This is a genomic window from Abyssisolibacter fermentans, assembly GCF_001559865.1.
In the GTDB taxonomy this organism is placed as follows: domain Bacteria; phylum Bacillota; class Clostridia; order Tissierellales; family MCWD3; genus Abyssisolibacter; species Abyssisolibacter fermentans.
Genome location: NZ_LOHE01000034.1, coordinates 1 through 26,396, shown reverse-complemented (window position 1 = coordinate 26,396; position 26,396 = coordinate 1). Strand labels below are relative to the sequence as shown.

The window sequence follows — 26,396 nt, the reverse complement described above, 5'->3', positions numbered from 1 at the left end:
TGACCCTCGTGATGGACTTTAGGCATCACTTAATAAAGCCCATCATTTTTCTTATAAAAATGTGCTTCTTTATTCCTTTATATTTATTGCTTTAGTCTGCTTTTGCTATTGCATATCCCCTTGATTCTAATTCTTCAATAAGTCTTTTTTCTTTATTTAATTCCTTCTTCTTATAGTATAAATCTCCTACTTCTTTATACTCAGTTTGATTTTTTATCATGTGATAACATATTCTTAACATTAGATTAGCTAGTGCTATATTAGCTTTTTTCTTTCCCATTCTTCTTATCCATTTCCAGTATGTTATTGACAATCTTGTATTCTTTGTATGACTTGCAACCCATGCACATTCACATAAAACTGTTTTTAAATGTTTATTTCCCGACACAGTTTTGCTTCTTTTTTTTTACCTGCACTTTCGTTATTTCCTGGACTTAATCCCGCCCACGAAGATAGATGGTGGTCTGTTGGAAATTGTTCCATATTTACACCTATTTCTGCTATAATTATTGATGCTGAATTTTTACTCACTCCTGGTATAGTATTTAATATCTCTATTTCTTTTGTATAAGGTTGTACTAATTTATCAATGAGCTTTTCAATCTCTTTTTGTTTATTTTCAAGAAATTCTACATGTTCATAACTAAACCTAATCATAACTCTATGATGTTCTCTTACATTTCCATTAACAGACTTTAATATATCATCAACTTTTGTCTTTATTTTTCCTTTACCTCTCCCTTTAACCATTTCTTCTATTTCATTTCTTCCAATGTGCCTATTATTCATTATATGATCTATTATCTGTCTTCCTGTATCTCCGAAAATATCTGATAGTTGACTTGTTATTTTTATATTACAGTCTTGTAGTAATTTGTGCACTCTATTCTTTTCTCTATTTATTGAGAATATTATCTTCTTTCTATATCTTGTCAAATCTCTTAAATCTCGAATAGGTTGTTCTGGTACAAAACTTTTGTTAACCAATCCACTCCTAAACAAACTAGCTATCCATTCCGCATCTTTTACATCTGTTTTTCTTCCAGGTAAATTCTTGATTTGATGTGCATTTGCCAATATAAGTTCAAAATTACCTGTTTCTAATATGTTCCATACTGGTTTCCAATAAACTCCTGTACTTTCCATTGCCACATGACTACATTTCTTTTCCTCTAACCAATCTAATAATTTTAGTAGTTCTTCTGTTTCTGTGCCAAATGATTTTATTTCCTTTTTAGGTCGTTTATTTAATGTTCCATCTAACACGCATGCTACTATATTTTTTTGATGTACATCTAATCCAGCACATATTTCTAGAATGTCTTCCATACAATCACCATCCTTAATTTAACGAGCTTTATAGTAATCATTGGTTAATTAAGAATTTTCCTACACGTGCTCTAGACACATTATTTGGTACCAACAGATTACTATAATCAGTTTCCTAGACGGAGTTTTTTCCTACCACAAAGTTCTTTGACTTTTTTAGCTCGTTATTTAAGCTATTTCTTATTTTATGATAATTTATACCTAAGAACTGTCTTCGTTTTCATTCTAGTTGGTGATTGATTTATCATGCTTGTTTCCTACTATATTAAAAAGCTGCTACTCATTTAAGAGCAGTAGCTTAATATCAAACTTTATTTTGTATATATAATTTTTCTAATGCTATGAATAGAAAGGAAAAACTCTTGTGCTAAATTTTGAATTGAATATCCACTTTCATACTTATTTCGAATATCTTCGTTTCTATTTTGTATATAAGCTCTACTACCTGAATCTTCTCCCCATTTTTTTCGAGTTTGAGGTTGAGAAGGAATATATACATATTTACCTTGAATATACTTTTGTATATTTCTCACTAAATCATTAGGTAAAACCATTTCAGCTTTTACATACCTCACTAAGCTCATCTCCTTAAATTTATGTTTTAAAATAAGGAAACAAAGCCTGTATAGCCTAAAGGCGATATTATTGATTTACCTCTGTGCAAACTATCACCAAATTATAGATACAGACTTTGCACAGAGTAAAGTGTCTTTCTTACGTAATTTATGTTCACTGTTCATCTTTTCACACTCCATATACTAATCTTATATTATTAATATATATCAAATTTCTTATAATAATTTATGTATAATTTGTAGATTAATTACTCTTCTCAACTATAGAAAAAAGAGAGATTCGTTTATACATCACCATTTCACAAAAACTACTACCTTTAAATCGATAGCTAAAAACCTATTTGCTTTAATTCTCTTTGCTTGCAACTTGCTTCATAAACAACTATTGAAGCAGCGACTCCCGCATTTAATGAATCTGCCCCTCCATACATAGGAATTATTACTCTATGACAATCATGTTCATTCCAAATATATGAAATTCCATGACGTTCATTTCCTACAACAATAGCAATTCTACCTTCATAATCCGTATTATAGTATCTTTCATTAGCTTTTAAATCAGTAACAATAATTCTAAACCCATTATTTTTAAGCCACATTACAGTTGTTTTTATATCTTTTTTAATAACTGGTAGGATAAAGCTAGATCCCATACTTGATTTAATTAATTTTTGACTTAATTTTCTTCCTTCACTATTACAAATAATCACTCCATCTCCACCCGCACCATCAACTGTTCTTATGATTGTTCCAATGTTGCCTGGATTTTCTAATCCATCTAATATTACTAATAAATTGTCTTCTTTTAGCTTTATATCACTTAGCTTATATTGAGGAGTACTACACAATAAAAAAAATCCTTCATCATCTCTACTACTTATTCTTCTACACAACTTACTCGAAATCAAATATGTATCATCAGCTGCATGAATACAAAATCGAGCTATTTTAAGCATAGTATCGTTTTTAATAAAATCAGGGCAAAACGCAAAGCATCTAATTCTTAAATTACTTTTAATTATTTTTTCATAAGCCCATAATCCCTCTATAACAAACAAATCCTCATCTTCAATTTTTTTATTCTTTATTATGTCATTTATAATTCTTATTGCTGGTTCTTTAATACCTGCAAACTTTAAGTTAGAAAACTCATTGTATAATTGTTCAATATTTAGCTCCATATTATCACTCCAAGATTAAAAAAACTATAGCTTAAAAACATATATTATGTGCTACACATATTTTAATATAACGATTTACTAGATAATATGCATAAATTAATTCTATATTGTTCTTTACATATAAAAGAGCCTGCCTCAAAATAATATTTTGAGGCAGGCTCTTACTTATGTCTTTTTATATACAATTTTTTTAATAGTTTCTATAGAAAGAAAATATTCTTCTGATAAATCTACAATGTTATGTCCATTTTTATACTTGTTTCGTATATCTTTATTCCTATTTCGTAAATATTCTCTACTCCCTGATTTCTCTCCCCATTTCTTCCGTTTAGATTGTTCAGAAGGAATATATATATATTCACCTTGTATATATTTTTGAATTTCTTTTAACAAATTATCTGGTAAAATTGTTTCTGCTTTAACATAATTCACAAAACTCAGCTCCTTAAATTTTATATCAAATTAAGGATGCAAAGTCTGAAAAGTATGTACTATTAGCAAATGCGACTATAAAGATTACCTCTGTGCAAAAAGCCGCGACAAGTCATACTGACAGACTTTGCACAGAGGATTTTGAGCCTATTTTTTATCATACTACCACTCTCCTAATTAGTATTATATTATATATGTTATCAAATATTGGTGAATACATCAATTTATAACTATAATTATTTTTCATTAAATATTTGCTATAATTTAATTGTATTAAATATTACATAAGTTAAACCCTATAAAGAATTATCTTTATAGGGTTTGATAGGTAACTATTAACTTACTCAAAAACCTTAACAAACTTTATTGAATACAAATCTGCTATAACTAAATCATCTGTTTGTGGTTCTCTTAATATTATGTGGTCTACACCTACATCAGTAAGTACTCCTTCTTTATCTAAAAATGTATTTGATCCAATTAAAAAATCTACTCTAATGTATTTCCCTTTAATTGTCTTTAAGTATCCTTGTAGATAATTAACATCTGTCAGTACTGGTGGTTCGCCATTTTGATCTAAACTTATATTTTGGTCACATGCTGGTTGAAAAGCTGACGGCATTAATCCATTGTCAATATTAGGAGGATAAGGAACTGCCTGAGGTACAAACGGTGAATTATATGGTATCACTGATGGTAAACTATAGTTTGGTCCAATAATTGGTGTCATTGGCATATTAGGCATACCCATTGCCATTGGTGGCATCATGTCAATAGGTTGATTTAATCTTGCAGGTCTTAATGGCATTAGAGGCCTTTCTTCATTATTATCTTGAATATCATGGTTGTCTTTAATATTTTGCATTTATTACATACCCCCTTTAGGTTCTTTTATTAGAAAAAATGCACTTTATGTTCCTTTGTAAATTTCTGTTGGATCGTAAAAACAATGTTTTCTTATTCTTGAATTATATATTCCTGATTTATTATATGGGAATTCAGGTGGGCATTGTGGTTTAAATGGATTCATATACCATAAACTACTACCAACATTCCAAAGTTTATTACCAGAAAGTGCCCAATCAGCTATTTGATAATGTACTTGATCAGGATTACTAGCCCATATTGTCTGAGGATTAGCAACTCCTTTGATAACACCTCTAACGCAATCAAATTGCCCTTTTTGATATATGACTTTTCTTAAATCTCCCTGAGCAACTCTTTGATACTCTCCTTCAGGTACATGAACTCTATTCATAATTACAGTCGCTACCGCTTTCATGCCGGTGTCGCCTTCTCCACCAGCTTCACATTTTATCACTCTTGCAAACAGTTCTCTTGTTGAATATGCCATAGCATCTACCTCTTTCACTTCCTTATATACTATTAATATATTTATGTAGTTGCTATACTGCTACAATTTATTATTATAATTTTAAGAAAAGTACACAATCGCAGTAGTATATAATCCAATTAGAATAAAACTAAATATATTTACTAAATAAAAAATTAACTCATTTCATTCCATGGAGTAAAAATTCACATCAAAAAAAAATGCATCTTCCTTCAAAAGATACATTTCCTTCATATGAACAATTTCATATTTAACATCTAACGAATATTATTATAAAAGCACTCTATTCTTTCGTAAACAGAAACATTTACTTCATATCTTATACGATTAATAGAAAAAATCTTTTTACCAATTAATACTGATTTGAAAATTTCTTTATCCTTTTCAAAAAAAGTAATACTAAAACTCCAGCCTACAGAATCATTTTGTTCTTTCATTTTTCCAAATTTTAGTTGTTTAAAAAAATCTACAAAGTCATATATTTCTGCCCTGTTAGTAATATACCTATCTTCACCAGTGCTTCCATCACATATTTCGATTTTAGAAATTCTTGATATATCATTAGGATAAAATTCTTCAAAGTTTATATTGCAAGGAGTTGTTGCTACATTGTATTTCAATATACCTAATACAGTGCATATTATTATGATAGAAAAAATAATTAATTTTTTCATTAATGTAACCTCCCTATTTTTTCTATTCTATTTTATATTGTTATATCTGTTATTCTATTCTTATTATATAATTTCAATTTTCTTGTTAAACCCGAGTCCACAAAAAATTGTCAATAACGATAAAGGCATAGCCCTTTTACTGAAAAAACTAAATCTAAAAAAATTTTAAAACAAACTTAACAATATACAAATTGCTAGTTCTCTTTTCTTCTTAACTAATGACCTCATCTTTTCTCCATTCATCCTAATAATTTATACTAAAAATACTCGCTTATACTTGAGTACTCTTAATTATTTCGTAAGATTTTTCAATCAAATCTTGTTAAAAGAAAGAAATAATAAATTTAAATTTTTGTACTGTTAATATTTTAATAAATTAACTTCTTTAATTTAAATAATATACGTTCTTTTTTAACAATTGATATGTTATTTCCACACTCATTAACTATTCTCACTAAATTATCTAAATAACATTCCACAGAAGTATTACTAATGGCTACAATATCTGTAACGCTACTTTTAAATGATTTAGATAATTTACTATTTGAAAACAAATAATTATAATAATCATCATCTACTTTCAAAATGAGGAATTCTAATATTCCTTTACTTAAAAAATTAATCTCAGCTAACAAACTAGAAAATTGATCTTCGCTTAGTGAAAAAAATGGGTTTATATAAAATACCCTAAAGTCTTTTATTACACAAAAATATTTTGGTTCAATTGAATGTAAAACTTCTTTACAAAACCAATAATGATGCGATACAAAAAATTCTTCTTTTAGTAATTTTGGTGTTCTTAGCATTTCAATTATAAAATTCAATTTCCAATCAGTCCATTTTTTCTGTTTTAAATCTTTAACATCAATATTTGAGGAATTCCAATAAAAATAATAGTCTCTAGAAAAAATATATTTGAATTTTAAAAATTTCGCATAGGTCATATATCTATCATCAATACATCTTTGTATTATCTCTACAGTTAAATTATTTCTTAGATTTTTTATAATCCAAATAATTAAATTATTATTAATTCTATGTCCTATATCACTTTCACTTATAGTTTTACAAATAAAACTAATGTTGTCTTCTGAGTTGATTTTTTCATCTCCATAATAATCATTATTGATTTCTCTAAAAAAATAAACATCATCTTTCCACTTTGAATATGAATCACCAGTATAAAGCATTCTAAATAAAATAAATGTTACTTTATACTTATATTCTAATATAGTTAACAATGATTTAATGTATTCTTTGTTTGAACAAGTATATTGTTGATTTACTATATAATTATATATCTGATCTTGTATAATAGAATAAATTTTCTTTTCTTCTCTATAAAAACTATAGGATTTAAATAAATGGAGCAAATCATCTTTCTTTAGTTGACTTTGAAATGACTTACACTTTTCCAATAAATCATATAAATATTCTTCGTATCCACTTATTAATCTTTGCTCCTCCTTTGATAATTTATTACTGTTCATATATTTTTTAATTAGTTTTTTTGAAGCTTTTCTACAATTGATAAAATTATTTAATTTAACTAATTCTCTATAATTGATAACTTTATTCCAAACAATATTAGGTATTTTAAAATATGAACACCTATCAAAATATGAAGTAGTCATACCATTACTGTAAACTAAAAGTAATTCTTTAACAATTTTATTTTGATTACCTAGACAATAAATATATATTTGATTAAATAATATACTATCTTGCAATTTATATATGTACAATAAACTTTTAAAGTTGATTTCAAGTTCTTGATTTTCAATATATCCCCATAAATCCATAAACATATTCTTTAGGTCATATATCCTATATTTATACTCTTCCATGTATCGTTTTTTAATTTTTCTTCCATCATTTATTTTTAGTATTTGATTTTGTTGATTTGTTTGAAAACTCTTACATACATAAGATAATACATTTAACAGCATATCTATTTTATCTTTGGAATTCAAACGATTTATATAATCAGTTAGTGATTCAAAAAAATAATTATTTCTTTTTTTATAAGATTGATAAAAGAGAATTTCATATGCCTTCATAATATCATTTTTTATCATATATTTTACAAAATAATCAGTATCTTCTTGAATAGAAAAAAATCTTTGCATAATAAATAAGCTTTTTATAAACAACATAATATATAATAATAACATAATAAAAATGCTTACATTCCATGATGCTACTAAAAAATCTTTATAAGAGCTAAATAATTTAATACTAAATATTAATTTTCTGTTTAACATAGGAAATGTAGCAGAAATTAAAAACATCAGTTTAAAAGTATTTGAATTAAAAAACTTATATTCTATATTTTTTGAAAGTAAGCTTCTAGTTTTACTTCTCCCCCAAAATTTATCACTACAATTTTGTGAAGCATAACTAATAGCAAATTGAACAAATACATAAAATATACCGTACAATGTGAAAATTCCAATTGCTAAAGTAATATGATTATCTTCTTTTCCTAAATAAATGAAATTATAACTCTGCTGCAATGTTACCAAAAAAATTAATAGACTATAAATAATTACTAATTTAAAAATATGTACTATGCGCATATTTTTTGTAATTATACTATGTTCCCACTTATATTTTATCACCCATCTAACTTTATTTACTAATGCATTTACAATTATCCAAATCATTATAACAACTAAAATAATCTTTATGTTATTGATAAATAGATTAATCATAGATTATCTCCTTTATTAATTAAATTAATTATATAAAATTCCTTTTCAGCTTTTAAAATATCTAACTCCTTAAGTCTTTATATCTTAATTCACTAATATAAACTTTATGAAAATGCCATTATTCAAATTATAAATTTAACAGTACTTATCATATCAACAATATTTTCATGTCAAGATAAAATATATGCCTATAATATTTCTATATTTATATTTAAAACCCTTTATTTTATACATTTCTACATAATATTAAATAAAACACCAAATATGATAAATACCCTTATATTCATAGCAAATAAACACTGTTTATATATAGTAATAGAAAATTGTATATTAATAAACCATGAGATATAACAATCTCATGGTTTATTAATATAGCTCCTCAAAAGCATTTGATATAATGTGTTTTTAGTTCAAAATATAATTGCATTGAAATTCTTTTTTAATGTATGATTTCATAAGGTCTCATCATTTCATGATCTTCATGTTCTAGTATATGGCAATGCCAAGGATATAAACCTGAATATGGAGCAAATCTCATAATTATCGTAGTAATTTCACCAGGATTCGCTCTAACTGTGTCCTTCCACCCTCTTTCATTAAGCTCTGGTAATACAGCTTGCCCAGTAACAAGTATCTTTCCAGTTTTTTTGTAATATTCAACATCAAAAGGTTGTCTCCTTAGTATTTGAAAATTAACTAAATGAATGTGTATCGGATGTGTAGAATTTGCAAGATTGATTAAATTCCAAACTTCTATACTGCCAAGCTTAGGTTTAATTGTAATTGGATCATCCCATCTCTTCCCATCGAGAAGAAGAAATGCTCTATTATATTTATCTGTTTCCCTTACAAGAGTAAGATTCCTTACTAACCTTGCATGATTTTCATGTAACGGCATAATTGTACTCAACTTATAGGGAATATTACTGAAGTCACAACCTGAAAGTGGAAGCGATACTCTAAATTGCATAATTTGACCATCAGTGTCCAAATCAACAGGATTTCCTCGTGGATACGGCGAAGGAGCATCATTAGTCATTACTATACTTTGCCCCATAAATCTAGTAAAATCTACTATTACATCCGCTCGTTCAGCAGGAGCTAATAGAATCTGACTAGTTATAACTGGTGAACTAAGCAAGCCTCCATCAGTTCCAATTTGATAGAAAGGCTGCCCTGAAGAAAATCTCATCCTATAAAATCTTGAATTTGAACCATTTATTATTCGAAATCTATACTTTCTTGGTTCAACTTCTAAATACGGCCAAACTTTTCCGTTTACTAATATGTTTTCTCCAAAAAAATCTGGAACTACAGAAGGGTACACATCCGGTACAGGTGGTTTTGGTTCAGTTGGATAATAGTAAGAACCATCATCATTAAAAGATCTATCTTGAATAAACAAGAGTTTCTCATAACGTCCTTTTGGCAGATTAAACCATTCTTCAAAAGGGTCTCGAATTATATATGCGCCAGCTATACCTGCATATACATTAAGGCGTGTTATACCAATTGCATGAGCATGATACCATAGAGTTGTACCGCGCTGTCTGTTTGGATAATCATATATTTTTCTAGTAAAAGCAGGACCTACTTCTTTATATTCTTTAGTATACCATGCATCTGGATAACCATCACTGTCTGGTCGTACTACTCCTCCATGAAGATGGATTACTGTTCTGACTCTAGGTTTATTTGCTTCAGCACCATGTACTGTTGTATCAACAGGGAGTAAATGTTTTTCTGGAAGGTCATTTATCCACTTAACTTTTATCAATTCATTCATTTTAACCTCAATAGTTGGTCCTGGGTAGTTCCCTTCAAATCCCCATACAGTAGTTTTGTCAAGATCTCTATGGAGTTTTTGCTTAAATTGTTGGATTCTAATCTGATAATAATCAGCACCATCAATTTTACCTGTAGGTTTTATAGTTTTAATTGTTGGTAATTTATCTACAAATTTAGATAGAGTCATTTTTGACTATCTCCTTTATATTACTATCTACATATAATACTATAATATGAAACTTCTAATTTAGTTGTGTATATGATGCGTAAGCCATAACGTAATTCATTGAAGCATACGACTCTCTCTGCTTAAAAAAAATGTATCTTAATATTTCATAAGATACATTTCTAATATTTAACCCTGATTATTCATAATATTATTCCCAAGTAGGTTTATTAAACTCTGAGTTCTTTAATCTTTGTGCTTCATCTTCTGATACTATGTAAGCTGAAACACCTTGTTTAGCATAGCTTTTTACTCTTTCAATAGCTTCCTTTCTAGATAATGGTTTTGAAACTAATGTATCTGTTCTAACTACATACCTTTCCATTTAAATTCCTCCTAATTAATTTGTTATTAGTATTATTTCCTAAAAAAAATTTTTTGACTTATGTAAAATATCCATAACAAAATATATGTGGCCATAAATGGTATAAAAATACAAGATTTGTTGATAATATATATATCTTAAAAACTATATAGATTTAACATCAATATGTGAAATAATAAATCAAAAAAAATTGTCTATTATTTCCTGTAATTTTCAAAAATAATAATAGGAGGTATTTTTTTTATGAGAATACCAAATCATATAGGAATAATTCCTGATGGTAATAGAAGATGGGCATGTAAAAATGGGCTACGTAAAGAACAAGGTTATGACGAAGGATTAAATCCTGGTATGGAAATATTTAAATTATGCAAAGAAATTGGCATAAAAGAACTGACTTTTTATGGCTTTACTATGGATAATACAAAACGACCTTCAATTCAAACACATGCTTTTACAAAAGCTTGCGTTAATGCTGTTACAATGCTACATGATTACGATGCTGAACTATTAGTAGTTGGAAATACAAAATCAAAAATGTTTCCAAAAGAATTACTTCCATATACCCAGCACAAAAAATTTGGTAAAGGCACTGTTAAGGTTAATTTTCTAGTAAACTACGGATGGCAGTGGGATCTAATGGATGTTAAGAGCAACAATAACTCAGGTAATATAAACGAAATGATTAAATCAAAATTTATACCTAGAATAGATTTGATAATTAGATGGGGTGGAAGAAGACGTCTTAGTGGATTTCTTCCAGTTCAATCTGTTTATACTGATTTTTATGTTGTAGATGATTATTGGCCAGAGTTTAAACCTCAACACTTATATGATGCTTTAAAATGGTATAATAAACAAGATATTACATTAGGTGGTTAATACGTGGACAGATGTAAAAATGAATTATATTCTCTGATTAGGTTTTCATTGGTATCAAATCCTTGTATATTTTTACTATGAATTATCTCACTCTATTTTTAATTATAAAAATTAGACTACTTGCAAAATAATTGTTAAAATTTTCTTGATTAATTTGCACTAGACTATTTAAAAAAGTGATATAATGGTAATAATATAATTTTTTATAAGAGCTATTTAGAACACATAAGGAGGTAATACTTTATGAAGCCTAATACATCTTTGATCCATAAAAAAATATATATTCGACTTTTAGGACTAAGTTACCTAAAATCAGATACCGCTAAACTTGATTTTACAAAAAAGTTTTTTCATGATACTTCTTTTATAAATAAGTTGGATTTAATGATAAAAAACGAAGACTACGGATGTTCTTCTATATTAGACTTATTTTATAATCTTTTAGATTATCTCTCTAATGAAGATTTACCTTCTAATCTGCTTTACTATATATACCAATACACTTTGCATTTTTCCTTTCCTGCTGCTGTTGAAATAGATTTAGATATTAATCTCAATGATGTATGTAATTTATATCTTGAAATTTTAAAAATATTTTCTACTCTTGAAAGAACAAATAAAATAAAAAATATATATAGTAAATATCCTCTAGTTTTTTTAACTGATGATGAGGAATACGATTTAATAAATTCTTATGAATATAAAAGATTCAAAAATATTTTCTTAGACAAAAACGTATATGAAATGATGAAGCTTAACAAAGAAGTTACTAACCATAATACTCTTGAACATATCAGTGGTGTTAGCTTAGTAGCTATGAGTATAGGAAGACAATTAAAAGCTGCCGGAGTCCACATCGATATGGGAAGAGTTTGTGGTGCTGCAATTGGGCATGATATTGGTAAATATGGTTGCAAAGTTGAAGAATCAAAACGTGTTCCATATCTTCATTATTATTATACTGATTTATGGTTTAAAAATAACAAAATTCAGTACATCGGACATATTGCTGTTAATCATTCAACTTGGGATTTAGAACTTGAAAATCTATCACTCGAATCTCTTGTTTTAATATATTCTGATTTTAGAGTTAAAAATAAAAAAACTAAAAATGAAAAACCTCAAATGCATATATTTTCTTTGGAGGAATCTTTTGATATTGTCTTAAATAAGCTTGATAATTTAGATGAAGATAAAAAACGCAGGTATCAAAAAGTATATAATAAGCTTCATGATTTTGAGTATTACATGGTAGATCTAGGCATAAATGTAGATTGGCTTAATGAAAATATAGCTATAAAAAATACCCAGCGTAAGAGAAAATATTATTCGTTGATGCATGAAGATCAAATCATTGATAATATTAAATATCAAGCGATTGAACACAATATAAACCTAATGTATCAACTTAGAAATGAAGTATCATTAACCTCTATTTTAGAACTAGCAAGAAGTGAAAATGATTGGATGGATTTAAGAGGATACATACAAATATTAGAAGAATATTCTACTTATCTAACACAAAACCAAAAGATAATAACTATTAAATTTTTATATGACCTACTAATCTATAAGGATGAGGATATAAGAAAACAAGCAGCTTTATTAATAGGTAAGCTTATAGCAGAATTTGATGAAGAATATAGAAAAGAAGTACCTCAGAATGTTCAGCTAGACCAACCTTTAATCACCAGCTATAGACTTTTAGATGATTATGTTAAACTATTTCTCAATCCCGATCATAAGATTTTAGACGTTCATAGAGAATGGATTACATTTAGTCTTAGAATAATGTTAGCTTCTTTGCTTGCTAATTCAAGCGAAAAACAAAAGAAAAAATATCGGGACATTATATTGAAATATTATGAAAACAATGAATTCGGTGATGATACAACGCAATTTTATTTACTGCAAATAGTTAAACATATTCCATATATAAATATAATTGATAAACCTTTAGAAACTATGTTTGATTTTATATTATATAAATTATCAAGCGATAATCAAATAATAAGGTTATCTGCTTTAGAAAGAACTTATAACCTGTTAAATAGAATAGATTTAGATACTAATTTTGTAAATAAACTAAAAAAAATAATAGTCACTAATTGCTCACATTCAAAAATGCAAGCGGAAAATTATCTAAAATTCAAGATTGCAAGCAAGCTAAATTTGGATGAATTAATTTTAAGAAAACTTGAGAATAATTACAATCAAGACGTTAAAAATATATCTGATATTTTCTTGAAAAATTTAAAAAGTGCTACTAGCTGGATAACAAAAAAAATCAACATCCAGTTCTTGTTAGAACAAGTTGTAATTAATCCAAAGCAAAACGGTATATATACTGCTATGCACCTATGTAATTTACTAAAAGTCAGCTCAGTAGAAAACGTTCGTAATCATGCTGGAGATGCTTTGGTAAAAATAGCACCTTTCTTATCACTCGAAGAACGCAATGATGTTACTATTGAACTACTTAGAGCATTAGAAATAGAAGGATATCATTTTACAAGGTATATCCCTGAATATTTAGGTAAAATATTATTGTTTTTACAACCTAGCGAACTAGATGAAATTATTTATGATTTTATAGATAAGACTAAAAAATCAAACTTCCAGATAACCTATTTAATCTATAAAACTATTGGAATTGCTATACAAAACTATAAGAATTATAATGAATTATTCCCAGAAGCTGAAGATATTTATAACAATAGACTAAATAAAATGTTAGGTATGTTACTGAACGGACTAGCAAGCTTTGACAAACAAATAAAAAGAGAAACTTTACGTATTATAGGTATAGACATTTTCGGTTCGACTATTTTAAATTTTAAACAAAAACATAAGATAGCTGGTATAATAGGCAAAAAATTACTTACATTGTTGCCTATTAAAGAAAATAATGAACTGCTATTTTTCAACAATTCAGCTTCAATTAACTATATATATAGGTTTATAGCTGATTACACATTTTTTATTGGTAAACTCAACTTAAAAAATGATAAAAAAATAGCTTTTTTCCCAGGTACATTCGATCCATTTACTTTAGGTCATAAAGAAATAGCTAAGGAAATAAGAAATTTAGGCTTTGAAGTTTATTTAGCAGTCGATGAATTTTCATGGTCGAAGAAAGCACAACCTCACGAACTTAGAGAAAACATTATTTCTATGTCCATAGCTGATGAAACAAATATATATCTGTTTCCGCAAAATTTTTCTATAAATATAGCAAATCCTACAAGTTTGAAACAACTTACTGAAATCTTTGATAGCAGAAAAATATATATTGCTGTTGGTAGTGATGTAGTTTTAAATGCATCAGGATACAAAAAAAAGTCGGATGATAAATATTCAATACTTAATTTTGCACATTTGATTTTTTCTAGAAAAAGCTTTTTATCCTCAGAACAGGATGATATAAAAATAAATGAAACTATTAAGCAAATAAATAATGATGTAATTAAATTAACTTTACCACCTCAATATGAAGACATCAGTTCAACACAAATAAGAAGTTATATTGATGAAAACAGAGATATTTCTGAACTAATAGATCCTCTAGCTCAAAAATATATATATAAATATGGTATTTATAGAAGAGAACCTCAATATAAGACCTTAATCAAAACAAATTCTTTAGATATTAATATTGTAGAAAATATTGATGACAATCTGGTAAATATACTTCATAATATATTCTTTGATAAAAATTACGATGTATATTTAAAACTCAAAAGCATAAAATCTAGATTCAGCTCTAGAATGATAATAGTACGTGATTTAGATAACGCTGGAAAGATTATTGGTTTTTCAGCTTTTCATTGGGTAAGGTCTAACATGATTTATAATGAATTTAAAAATAGTACTGTTTCAGAATATATTAGACAACATTCAGTAGGAAGACTGATCGTTTTAGATGGTATTTATACTTCCTCAGACCATCAAAATCTTAATCAAGTTATATTAACAGAAACATTAGCCTTTTGCTTGGCAAAAGATTATACTTATGCACTCTATAAAGATATAATAACAAATAGAACTTCACAACCCGTTTATGAAATACTGAAACTACAAGGTTTTAAGCAAATTCCAAGTACAAGTTCCGATAACCCAATAATGGGAATCAGTATAAGCAATCCTTGTACACTAAGTTTAGATGTAGAATCTGTTATTAAAGAACCATTTAGAAGTAATCCAAATGTAAAAAAAGCAATCACACGTAGTAGAAAAAGACTTCAAATGGCTTTGACAAAATTGTATCCTAATCAACTAACACTATCTTTTGATAGAAATATGACTAATGAAGCTATTGTTAGCAAAATTTGTAAGATGAATGACGTTCCTACAAAACAACAGGTACCACGTATATTGGGCGAAAATATGTGCGTTCCATTTGGTTCTATTCTGAATGGCTATATAGTACCAAATACAGTTACTAAATCAATGCATACCGAAAAAATGTTTAGACCTAACTTAAGAAGCTTTACCATTAATGCCTATCCATATTATATGAATCTGGAAAATCAAATTAAAATGATTAAAGCTTTTGATAGTCCAATTATACTAGTTGATGATTTACTAAACAAAGGTTATAGAATGAAAGTTATAGATCCATTACTGAAAAAATACAATGTTAAGGTTGTTAAAATACTTGTAGGTCTTCTATCCGGAAGAGGTAAAGAACTAATGGATATACAAAACAGAGAAGCAGACAGTGCATATTTTATCCCTAACCTTAATTTATGGTTTAAAGAAAGTTTGTTATATCCTTTTATAGGAGGAGATTCAATATGGAGAGGAGCAAATCCACAAAGAAACTTGCTGCCTTCTATGAATTTGATATTGCCATATGCTTCACCATCATTTATAAAAAATGCGGATAATAAATTTATATACTATCTTTCAAAAATTGCTTTAATAAACGCACTTGATATAGTAAAAACCATGGAAAAAGAATATCAAGCAAGGCATCAACGCAGCTTGACATTACAACATTTAGGTGAAATATTTATTCATCCAAGGTATCCTGATCATGGTCAAAATGTAAATTACGATTGGAATATAAATCCTTCAAAATATATAACTAATGACCTTGAACATTTACAAAGACTTGAAGACATTATTATAAGGCAAAGCTAATTTTAGGAGTGATAATATATGTTTTTATATGAATTAGACAACAAATTGATAGTAAGTTTTTATGAAATTAATAACTTGAAAAAAAATAATAAAAATCCAGAACAATATGAAGATATTGTGTATTATACTTTTAGTATGAATCCTCTATATTCCAGAAAATATTACAGCATAACTGACCCTGAATTATTATTTATTGAAAATGAAAATTTAAATCTTATTAAAAAAATTTCCACTAAAAAAACTAGAAGTATACCCGCTTGGTTGGAAAATAAAATTAAGTTAAAACAAGTAATGGCAGTAAATACAGCTTACCCTGACTGGAAAAATACCTTGAATTTAACTTTACCCAAAAATTGGAGAATTAATATATTAGCACTTGGTGATGTAGGCAGTACTCTTTTAACAGGTCTAAGACTTTTAGGTGGTGATTATATAAGCAATATAGGAATATATGATAGATCACCAAACAAACTGCAAAGATGGGAATATGAAATGAATCAAATATATTCTTCATTTAATAATCGTATATTTCCTAATGTTTCAATAATTGATTATGAAGAATTATTCGATACAGATATGTTCGTTTTTTGTGCATCAAAGGGAGTACCTCCTGTAGGAAAAGAAACTGATGATGTAAGAATGATTCAATTCAAAGCAAATGCACAAATTATTAGTATCTATGCTAAAATGGCTAGAGATAAAAACTTCAAAGGCATATTTGCAGTTGTTTCAGATCCTGTTGATTTGTTAGCTAAAACTGTTTTTTTAGAAAGCAATAAAGATGATAATGGTACGCTAGACTTTAAAGGCATTTCTCCTGAACAAATTAGAGGATACGGGCTTGGAGTAATGAACGCAAGAGCATGTTACTATGCTAGTAAGGATACTACTATGAAGCATTATATTTCGCAAGGCAGAGCATATGGTCCTCATGGAGAAGGATTGATAATTGCAGATAGTATTACAAACTACAATAATGAAATATCTCGTTACTTAACTGAAAAAGCAAAGAAAGCAAATATAGAAATAAGAAAAACAGGTTTTAAACCGTATATAGCTCCTGCACTATCATCTGGTGCTTTATCAATAATTGATACTATAGCAGGCAATTATCATTATAGTTCTACATTTATGGGCGGAGTATTTATGGGTGCAAAGAACAGACTCACAAGCTGTGGAACTGAGCTTGAACGATTAGAATTAAGTGACACTTTATATAGAAGGCTTTTAAACACTTATGAAAAATTGGAGGAACTTCTATGAAAGAATTAGTTGTTATCATGCCCGAAAAGCCATCTGAAATGTTAAAAAAGATGCTTAAAGCTTTTATTAGAAATACAGATTACTTATTAATTGATAACACAACTAATCTACCAGATTTAACTAACAAAAATTTATTATTTGCATTAGAACTAAATAAAGCAGGATATAATTTAGGTATGTCTGAAATTATATCTAAATTATATCAAAGAAATTATTCTAGCTTAGCTAATTCAACAGGTGCTGTTTTAATACATGGTAAAAATGATCTATTTACAAAAACAGCTGCACAAGATCTTGTTTTTCATGCAAACATGTTAGGCTGTAGATTTCCTGGAAGACCAATGGTTGAAGCTATAGGTTCTCTACATAATTTTTTTACCCTACAAAAAAACATTAAAAAACCGCTAGATGAAGTGTGTTTAGAAGCATGTAGAATGCTTGGTAAACGTTTTCTGGATAAGCCAGCTCCTAACCAAATCACTGCCCCAAAGCTATTAGTACTTCATTCCAGTAATTATAAAACCTCAAATACACTAACCCTATGGAAAATGATCAAAAACTATTTAAGTTTTAACAACATAAAAGAAATTCACATTGAAAATGGTTCTATCAGAGATTGTATAGGTTGTTCTTATAAGATGTGTAAACATTATGGTGATCAAATAAGCTGTTTTTATGGTGGAATAATGGTAGAAGAAGTTTATCCCGCAATTTTAGATGCAGATGCTGTAATTTGGATTTGTCCAAACTACAATGATGGACTCTCAGCAAATATCTCTGCTGTAATTAATCGTCTAACAGCATTATTTAGATCAAATAAATTCTACAATAAAACTTTATTCGGTGTAATAGTGTCTGGCAGCTCTGGTGGCGACGCATTAGCGAAACAGCTTATAAGTGCGCTAAATATGAATAAAACCTTTAGATTACCACCATACTTTGCAATAATGGAAACCGCTAACGATAAAAATGCAATTAAAAAACTTTCTAATATAGAACAAAGAGCTAAGGCTTTTGCTAGAAATATTGAAAATGAAATTAAAGCATAGGTTTCATTTTTCTTAAAAAAGCTGTCTAAAAATATCTTTTAGACAGCTTTTACGTAAACTAATCGCTATTTATTTTATATCTAACTTTTCTCTGAGTTTTTCTAACATATCTTTAGTCATTGAATCTAAGTCATATTCAGGTTTCCAGCCCCATTCATTTCTAGCATTCGAATCATCTAAAGAATCTGGCCAGGAATTAGCAATATTCTGTAATGTTGGATTAATATCATAATCCATAGTAAACTCAGGAATAAATTTCTGGATAGACTTACAAATATCTTCTGGACAAAAACTCATTGATGCAATATTGAAGGCATTTCTGTGTATAAGCTTGCTATCATCAGCCTCCATCAAATTTACAATTGCATTTAAAGCATCAGGCATATACATCATATCCATATGAGTTTCCTTATCTAATGGGCATGTGAATTTCTTTTGCTTTAATGCTTCATAGTAAATATGAACAGCATAATCAGTAGTTCCTCCTCCAGGTAATGTTTCATAAGAAATCAAACCAGGAAAACGTACTCCTCTAGTATCTACTCCAAATCTTTTATAGTAGTAGTCACATAATATTTCTCCAGCTACTTTAGTAACTCCATACATAGTTGTTGGTCTTTGAATAGTATCTTGTGGTGTATTAATCTTTGGAGTATTTGGACCAAAAGCAGCTATAGAACTCGGAACAAAAACTCCACAACCTTCTTGTTTAGCAACTTCCAAAATATTAAATAAACCACCCATATTAATATTCCAAGCAGCTGTTGGATTATTTTCTCCTACAGCTGATAATAAAGCTGCTAAATGTATAACCCAATCAACCTTATGTTTTTTAACTACTTCAAAAATCTGTTCTGGTTGAGTTACATCCACAAGTTCAAACAAACCATCATATGGACCTTTTTTCCTCCTTCCACTAGCAATTACATTGTCTTCTCCGTAAACATTTTTAAGCTTAACAACCAATTCAGATCCAATTTGACCTAAAGCACCAGTTACTAAAACCTTTTTCATAAAGGCACCTCCTAGATAGTTAATTACTTTAACCACCCTGATTATTCGTAGAAGGTAATATTATATTATATAGTCAGAATTATAAGTTTTGTAATAAATTATTGTTAAGAAAATAAGGATAGTTCAACAGATTTTTTATAAATAATCAGAGTTTAACAATTTAACAAACTAATTCAATACAAAAAAATTATGCCTTACTTTCTAGAATTTGTATTTCATACAAAAAGAATATAATATAACTAAATATAAATCAAGTTCTTCCGCACTATATTAAAAAAAAAAAATATTTACATAGTAACAGCTTATATTTCTTCTTTGGCTAAAACTTCCAAATCAAAATAACTTATTATATATTTTTCAACTAATTTCGATATTTTGTCTTTATTGATTAAAGATAGCGCATCTGCTACACCATATACTTTCATTCCAGCTCTAACACCCGCTAAAACACCTGCGTATGTGTCTTCAAACACAATACATTCCTCTGGTTTAACATCCAAATTCTTTGCAGCCTTCAAAAATACATCCGGATTAGGCTTTCCTTTACCCGCTTCACAAGAAGTTATAAATGTATCAAAATAATCTAATATTCCATTTGACAACAAAACAGCTTCAGCAAGCTCTCTAGAATTACTTGTCCCTATTCCAAGTTTAATATCATTTTGCTTTAGGTACTTAATAAATTCTCTAGCTCCATCCTTTAATAAAATTTTCTTACTATAATATTCAAAAGCCAACCTATTCCATTCTTCTTTTATATCCTCAACTGAATCTTCAATATTGAATTTTTCCTTAAAATACATAGCGGTTTCAGTAAAACTCATACCTTCGATTTCACTTTCTAAATCCTCTATAAGAATATCTGAACCTTTATCTTGTAAATAATTAATGTCTATATCTCTCCAAACCCACATAGAATCGACTAATGTTCCATCTAAATCAAATATAACTGCTTTAATGTTTTCTAGCATTTTTCCACTCCTTTTGTTAATCAAAAATTGTACTTATATCTTTAAATAAAGCGCTGTTATAAAATTTTGTTGATATTGTATAGTAAATAAAGACTATTACTAGATAATTTGTAATAGTCTTTACTATAAAGTATTCATATTAAAATAACTTCATTAGTATTATTTATTATTATAACATAAATAACAGCACCTATTGCCCTTCATCTTCTAGTTTATAAAAATCTTCCCCTAATTCTTTCTCTGAAAATTCTTTAAAAACATCTATTAAGCAAGGATAAAAATCTTTAAATGTTTTATACTTACTGCGATTATTCTCATATTCATCTAGTTTTTCATACAGTGCATCTATATAAAAGAAACTTCTTTTTCTATGATATTTAAGCTCGTTAATACTGGCATCTTCACCAAATTCTTTTGAACTAAGTCTTGAAGTTATAGCTCTAACAATATGTTCATTTACACAAGCATCCCATCTACCATATGCTTGCTTCTTCATCACATCTCTAATAGGATCATATAAATTCATATATTTAAATACTTCACTTGAGTTTTCTTCAGTTAATGGATTAACATATGAGTGACTAAACTCATGCCAAACAAAACTAGTTAACCCTTTTTTATCTTGTACCGGAGGTATGACGCAATAAATGTCTAATTTACTATTTTCTCGAGGCATCCGTATTCCATATCCTCCAGCATTTAACGGTGTAATTACTATATTATAACTGTGTTGTTCAGACCCATAATATTCTCTGAGAACATTTAAGCAATCGGTACTTTCCAGTTTCTTGCTTATATCAGTAACTAACTTATCATAGTAACCTTTATGTTCATTATAAAAAGCATCAAAATTAGTTACTTCCTTGAAATCCCTTAGTTGTTCTATAAATTCATCTACTTTTTTATTTCCTCCTGATCTTAAAATAACATCTTGATTAACCTTTAGTTTTTCATCCACTACCTCAATATCATCTGAAATACAAAGCATAAGATTTGTTGGTACATGGTATGTAAATCCTCTATTGCTAAGTTTTTCATATAATGAAATTACTGGATGATTTTTATGTCCTGAAAAAAATTTATCTATATCTTCTTTATAATCAGATTCTTTATTTGTTATCATATAATCTTTATATTTAAAATCAGCTAAATATTGAACTACTGATAACAATTCTATTTTATAATCAACATAAACATTTAGTTTTACATCCTCTTTCAGTTCATCACCTAACAATGAATTAGTTTCCTCATTATTACAACCTATAAATAAACCCATTAACAATACTGTTATTAGAAATATCACAAAAAATTTTTTCATCCCTCTACCCCTTTATTGATTTAATATTTGCAATTACTATGTATGTATTTTATAGTAATTATATCATATATTGCTAATTAGTTCTGGTTTTTTCACATTATTTAGCAATATTTATCAATAAATTGTATAGATTTGGGCTTTAAAATTAACATTCAATTTCTTGCATTATTTAACTCTTCTTTTGGTTAACCAAATACTATTGTACTTATATCATAAATTAAAATAATCAAAAATCCTACAAATATAGCAACATCCGCAATATTAAATATAGGCACTTTTTTAAATTTTGATTTAATGTATAAGAAATCTATTACATATCCGTATTTTATTCTATCTATTAGATTTCCTAATGCCCCAGCAATAATTATCGCTAAACCTAATCTAATACTAAATTCATTTTGTTCAAAACAAAAAACAAGAAATAACAATACGATTATAGATATAATAGTCATAATAATTAGGAATTTTCTCTTATTCTTCAAAACTCCATATGCCGCGCCGTAATTATAAACTTTTACAAAATATAATTTTTTGTATATATGAATCTTTTCATTTTGGTAGAGTTCTCTATCTACCATTTTTTTTGATATCTGATCAATTAAAATAATAATTATACCTACTATAACATATAACATTTAAACACACTCCAAATTCTTTTATATGTAATATATAATATTCTAATACATTTTATTTTATTATTTATTAACAAAATATTCAACCAAATTTTTCAAATAGCATATTTAATATATTTTCCTATAAATTATAAATGACTGTCTCAAATACATTTTGAGACAGTCATTTAAACAATACTCTAAAATTATTCTAAAATCATCTCTTCACAAGGTATATCAGTAACTACTCCCATTCTTTCTAATCCTTCTTTGTAGTTATATGGAGCATAAATACTTACAACTAATAATATATTTATTATCATAAATACTACATATAATCTAATAGCTGAACCTTTTCCTTTTTCATATTTATTTAATAGTGTAAATATTCCTGCTATTACTGCAATCACTAAACTTATCCATATATAATCAAATTTATTTCCAATCAAATTTGGTAAATCAAAAGACCATATTTGAGCTAATAAACTTAGTACTATTGGCACTATAACAATCCATACATTATCAAGGAATTTGTCTCTCTTAATAAACCACCAAATAACAAAGAATATTATTCCTGGAACAAACCAGAATATTTCATAGAAAAAAGTAACAAATGCTACAATAAAATTTTGAACAATTCTATAAAGTCTATTGTAAAAAGTTCTCATACCTACATTTTCACCAAATAAAACATTCGAACTCATCATCATAAAATCATTATTCTCTATCCATCCTATATATTGATGGTTGTCATATTGGTCTATCATAGGATTTATCATAGGTGATGCTTTACTATTTCTCCTTATAACTTTATCTCTAAATAGTATACCCTCTTTAAATTTTAAAAGAAATACGTAATTATCGCCAATATATACATTTCCATTTATAGTAGCAAATAAACTATCTCCTTCTGAAATTTCATTTGCTAAACTAATAGTATCATGGTGTTTTAATAACGCTCCATAATCATCATGAATATCTAGCTCTTTAGGTTTTAATTTTACAGTATTCTTATCGTGTATATTAAATGACACATAATAATCCTGCTCATTAAAATTATAGAACAAATATCCATAATTATTATCAATACCTAGCTTATAATCAGTAATATTTAAAGAATTTTCAAGTTCTTTTTCTAGTAGTATATCTCCTTGTGTATTAATAGCTAAATGCTTTAATTGATTGTTTTGCTTTACAACTACATGAATAACACCACTTGTATCAATTTTAAAAGCTGCATTTTTAATGTTTTTCAGCCCAATTCTTTTTTCAGTATTATCAACTTTAATGATAATTTCATTATTGTTAAATGCAGTTATATAATTTTTATTATTTACATTAAATACTTCATAACTATTTATATTATCAAGTACCAATTTAGGAGTTTCCTCGTCTAAAACATATATTTTATTATCTTCTTTATAATAAACATCGTTATTAAGAAGTTTGAAATCTTTGTTAATGTCATCAGTAATTTTTTGATTACTAATTTTCTTACCATAACTATTAAAGATATATTTATATACACCATCTTTCTTTCCAAGTAAAGCAGTTATGTCATCCTTTACATTCACATCTATTATATTATTACAACTACCCAATAAATCCACATTGGTTCGCCAAGGGGCAATTCCAGAAATTTGTTTAATTTCTTCATCCCATAGGTAATTATTAAATATCAGAATACTAATTATTGCAATAAGAACAATAACAATAGTAAAAATTGATTTTCCTAAATATTTTTCTTTCAGCTTTTCATCTTTTCTAAGTTTTTTTATTATAAACATAAATACAATAACTATAATTATGAGCATAGCAATAATAATTGGAATTACATATGAAATTTGTTTCTGTTTTTCACTTATGTTTACTTTATACTGATCTGAAGCTGCATAAGCATAATCGTTCATATAGCTGATTATTACGTCGCTAACCTCGCCAATTCTTGATTTATCAATATTATTAATATCATCTAAAGGTGTGTGAATTAAATCATTTGCATATTGTATTAAAGTAACAGCATCTAAACCTCTATAATTAAAACTATAATGATCACTACTTTCACTTTGTTTGTTTATACTATACTTTGTATTATTTTTTTCTAATATATCTTCAAACTCTTTTAAAAATTCTTCATTATCTGGATTACTTTCAACCGATGTGTGGATTTCTAAAGGTACATTTTCTTTAGAACCAACCATATCTACGTTTATTACCTTATATTTATCAGTACTAATCAATTGATGTCTTGTATAGTAATATGATCCTTGTAAACCGCTTTCTTCGCCATCAAAAGCAATAAATATAATACTTCTTTGTGGTTTTACTTTACTTTGACTGGATAATCTGGCTATTTCCATTATAGTACCTACACCAGATGCATTATCAAGTGCTCCGTTAAATACTGTCTTATCTGGATCAACTCCAACATGATCATAATGGGCAGTTATAAGTAAAACTTCTTCCTTTAAATTTTCATTACTACCCTCAATATATCCAATTACATTATTAGCTTTAACCATTTCAAATGTTAAATCAAAATCTATATTTATTTTATAACCTTCTTTACTGTAATTCACCAAATCATCAAAAATTTCTTGTGTTACTCTTAAATGTATAAACTTTGGTTGTGCTTTAAGTCCTTTTTTATTTCCTAAAGCAATACTTTTTTTATTAGCTACTGCATATTTAGATGGTGTAATAACAGCCTTTACGCCAGCTTCAACTAATTTTTCCCCAATTTTATAATCTATTGCTTCATTCATCAAGATAATACTATTATCTTCATTAGATTCTAAAGTAGTAGAATTTTTTAATTCAAACTTTCCTTTAACTTTTCCACCACCGGCAAAATCATATGTCGCTTCATAGAAATCTTGTCTATGCTTGTATTCTATAACAATATTGCCTTTATTATCTACGACTTGAAATTTAGGAACATTATTTATCTTTGGAACTCTTATGTCAAAACTTTGGAAGTAAGTATTATCAGCTCCTCCCGGCTTTAACCCATATTTTTCAAATTCATTTGCTATATATTCAGCAGCTAACTTATTCCCCTCAGAACCAGTCATCCTGCCTTCATATTTATCTAGTGACAATTCTTTAATATGATTATATGCATTATCCCCGTCGAACTGATCAGTGTTAATGGAATTACATCCACTTAATAAAAAAAGAATACCAACTAATAAAATTAAAAATCTTTTATTTCTCTTTAACATTAATATACCGCCCCCTTTATTCCTATATTTTGAATATTTTTCTTATTATATCACGAACGACTGAATTTTCTCAAAATTCTGAGCATGATATGTCATTTATTTAATATAATTCAGATATAATTTAATATAAATATTTCAAAATATTAAAATTTAGCTTTTTTTATGTATTTATATTGTTATAAGTTAATTTGTTAAAGTTATACTGTATTATATATGTAGATTTTGTTGAAATACAAAAGGTATACACCTTTTGTATTATAGCAAAAAACTATGACCTTTCGCAAGTCATAGTTTTTTTTCGATAGCGTTAATTTACTGTAG

At 27.5% G+C, this 26,396-nt stretch carries 20 protein-coding genes; 4 read left to right on the top strand and 16 right to left on the bottom strand.

From position 1 onward, the window contains the following. Nucleotides 1-91: 91 nt before the first annotated feature. The 11 genes from AYC61_RS21810 to AYC61_RS21645 form a co-directional block, all read right to left on the bottom strand. Nucleotides 92-388 carry a hypothetical protein gene (locus AYC61_RS21810; RefSeq protein WP_066496603.1) on the bottom strand — a complete coding sequence of 99 codons (297 nt, stop codon included), beginning with the start codon at nucleotides 386-388 and terminating at the stop codon, nucleotides 92-94. Beyond that, nucleotides 367-1,329 (bottom strand): IS110 family RNA-guided transposase, encoded by a 963-nt coding sequence (locus AYC61_RS02730; protein ID WP_066496601.1) that lies wholly within the window; start codon nucleotides 1,327-1,329, stop codon nucleotides 367-369. Before AYC61_RS02730 ends, AYC61_RS21810 begins: the two co-directional genes overlap by 22 nt. 311 nt (nucleotides 1,330-1,640) lie before the next feature. Beyond that, nucleotides 1,641-1,904, bottom strand: a complete 264-nt coding sequence (locus AYC61_RS02725) for a CD3324 family protein (RefSeq protein WP_066496599.1) — start codon at nucleotides 1,902-1,904, stop codon at nucleotides 1,641-1,643. Between the two features lie 329 nt (nucleotides 1,905-2,233). Beyond that, nucleotides 2,234-3,085: a TrmH family RNA methyltransferase gene (locus AYC61_RS02720; protein WP_066496596.1), complete on the bottom strand. Its 852-nt coding sequence runs from the start codon at nucleotides 3,083-3,085 to the stop codon at nucleotides 2,234-2,236. A 165-nt stretch (nucleotides 3,086-3,250) separates the two neighbouring features. Then, entirely contained in the window at nucleotides 3,251-3,517 is a 267-nt protein-coding gene (locus tag AYC61_RS02715) for a CD3324 family protein (RefSeq protein WP_066496594.1), read from the bottom strand. Between the two features lie 340 nt (nucleotides 3,518-3,857). Next, the gene (locus AYC61_RS02710; protein WP_066496587.1) at nucleotides 3,858-4,382 is read right to left on the bottom strand and encodes a hypothetical protein; all 525 of its coding nucleotides are present in this window, start codon (nucleotides 4,380-4,382) and stop codon (nucleotides 3,858-3,860) included. 45 nt (nucleotides 4,383-4,427) lie between these two features. Continuing rightward, the gene (locus AYC61_RS02705; protein ID WP_066496586.1) at nucleotides 4,428-4,871 is read right to left on the bottom strand and encodes a cell wall hydrolase; all 444 of its coding nucleotides are present in this window, start codon (nucleotides 4,869-4,871) and stop codon (nucleotides 4,428-4,430) included. A gap of 257 nt (nucleotides 4,872-5,128) precedes the next feature. After that, nucleotides 5,129-5,545 (bottom strand): hypothetical protein, encoded by a 417-nt coding sequence (locus AYC61_RS02700; RefSeq protein WP_066496585.1) that lies wholly within the window; start codon nucleotides 5,543-5,545, stop codon nucleotides 5,129-5,131. A 368-nt stretch (nucleotides 5,546-5,913) separates the two neighbouring features. After that, nucleotides 5,914-8,259 carry a hypothetical protein gene (locus tag AYC61_RS02695; RefSeq protein ID WP_066496583.1) on the bottom strand — a complete coding sequence of 782 codons (2,346 nt, stop codon included), beginning with the start codon at nucleotides 8,257-8,259 and terminating at the stop codon, nucleotides 5,914-5,916. Nucleotides 8,260-8,698: 439 nt separating this feature from the next. Next, nucleotides 8,699-10,234 (bottom strand): multicopper oxidase family protein, encoded by a 1,536-nt coding sequence (locus AYC61_RS02690; protein WP_066496579.1) that lies wholly within the window; start codon nucleotides 10,232-10,234, stop codon nucleotides 8,699-8,701. Between the two features lie 190 nt (nucleotides 10,235-10,424). Then, nucleotides 10,425-10,598: a hypothetical protein gene (locus tag AYC61_RS21645; RefSeq protein ID WP_202906786.1), complete on the bottom strand. Its 174-nt coding sequence runs from the start codon at nucleotides 10,596-10,598 to the stop codon at nucleotides 10,425-10,427. A 243-nt stretch (nucleotides 10,599-10,841) separates the two neighbouring features. On the opposite strand from AYC61_RS21645, the gene uppS reads away from it, so the two are divergent. From uppS to AYC61_RS02670, 4 genes are all read left to right on the top strand, one after another. Continuing rightward, nucleotides 10,842-11,480, top strand: a complete 639-nt coding sequence (gene uppS, locus AYC61_RS02685) for a polyprenyl diphosphate synthase (RefSeq protein WP_066496577.1) — start codon at nucleotides 10,842-10,844, stop codon at nucleotides 11,478-11,480. 243 nt (nucleotides 11,481-11,723) lie between these two features. Further along, complete coding sequence (locus tag AYC61_RS02680; RefSeq protein WP_066496575.1) at nucleotides 11,724-16,625, top strand: nicotinate-nicotinamide nucleotide adenylyltransferase; 4,902 nt, start codon at nucleotides 11,724-11,726, stop codon at nucleotides 16,623-16,625. Nucleotides 16,626-16,643: 18 nt separating this feature from the next. Then, nucleotides 16,644-17,888: a lactate/malate family dehydrogenase gene (locus AYC61_RS02675; protein ID WP_066496570.1), complete on the top strand. Its 1,245-nt coding sequence runs from the start codon at nucleotides 16,644-16,646 to the stop codon at nucleotides 17,886-17,888. Next, the gene (locus AYC61_RS02670) at nucleotides 17,885-18,937 is read left to right on the top strand and encodes a flavodoxin family protein (protein ID WP_066496568.1); all 1,053 of its coding nucleotides are present in this window, start codon (nucleotides 17,885-17,887) and stop codon (nucleotides 18,935-18,937) included. The genes AYC61_RS02675 and AYC61_RS02670 overlap by 4 nt, the downstream gene beginning before the upstream one ends. Nucleotides 18,938-19,006: 69 nt before the next feature. Here the strand turns inward: AYC61_RS02670 and AYC61_RS02665 are convergent, their stop codons facing one another. From AYC61_RS02665 to AYC61_RS02645, 5 genes are all read right to left on the bottom strand, one after another. Further along, nucleotides 19,007-19,951, bottom strand: coding sequence for an L-threonine 3-dehydrogenase (locus tag AYC61_RS02665; protein WP_066496567.1), 945 nt, complete (start codon nucleotides 19,949-19,951; stop codon nucleotides 19,007-19,009). A 302-nt stretch (nucleotides 19,952-20,253) separates the two neighbouring features. Then, a complete protein-coding gene (locus AYC61_RS02660; protein WP_066496566.1) occupies nucleotides 20,254-20,922 on the bottom strand; it encodes an HAD family hydrolase in 669 nt (222 codons plus the stop codon). 190 nt (nucleotides 20,923-21,112) lie between these two features. Then, a complete protein-coding gene (locus AYC61_RS02655) occupies nucleotides 21,113-22,240 on the bottom strand; it encodes a DUF4932 domain-containing protein (RefSeq protein ID WP_066496565.1) in 1,128 nt (375 codons plus the stop codon). Nucleotides 22,241-22,425: 185 nt separating this feature from the next. Continuing rightward, a complete protein-coding gene (gene lspA, locus AYC61_RS02650; RefSeq protein ID WP_066496562.1) occupies nucleotides 22,426-22,875 on the bottom strand; it encodes a signal peptidase II in 450 nt (149 codons plus the stop codon). Nucleotides 22,876-23,057: 182 nt separating this feature from the next. Beyond that, nucleotides 23,058-26,075: a M28 family metallopeptidase gene (locus AYC61_RS02645; protein WP_066496558.1), complete on the bottom strand. Its 3,018-nt coding sequence runs from the start codon at nucleotides 26,073-26,075 to the stop codon at nucleotides 23,058-23,060. Between the last annotated feature and the right edge of the window lie 321 nt (nucleotides 26,076-26,396).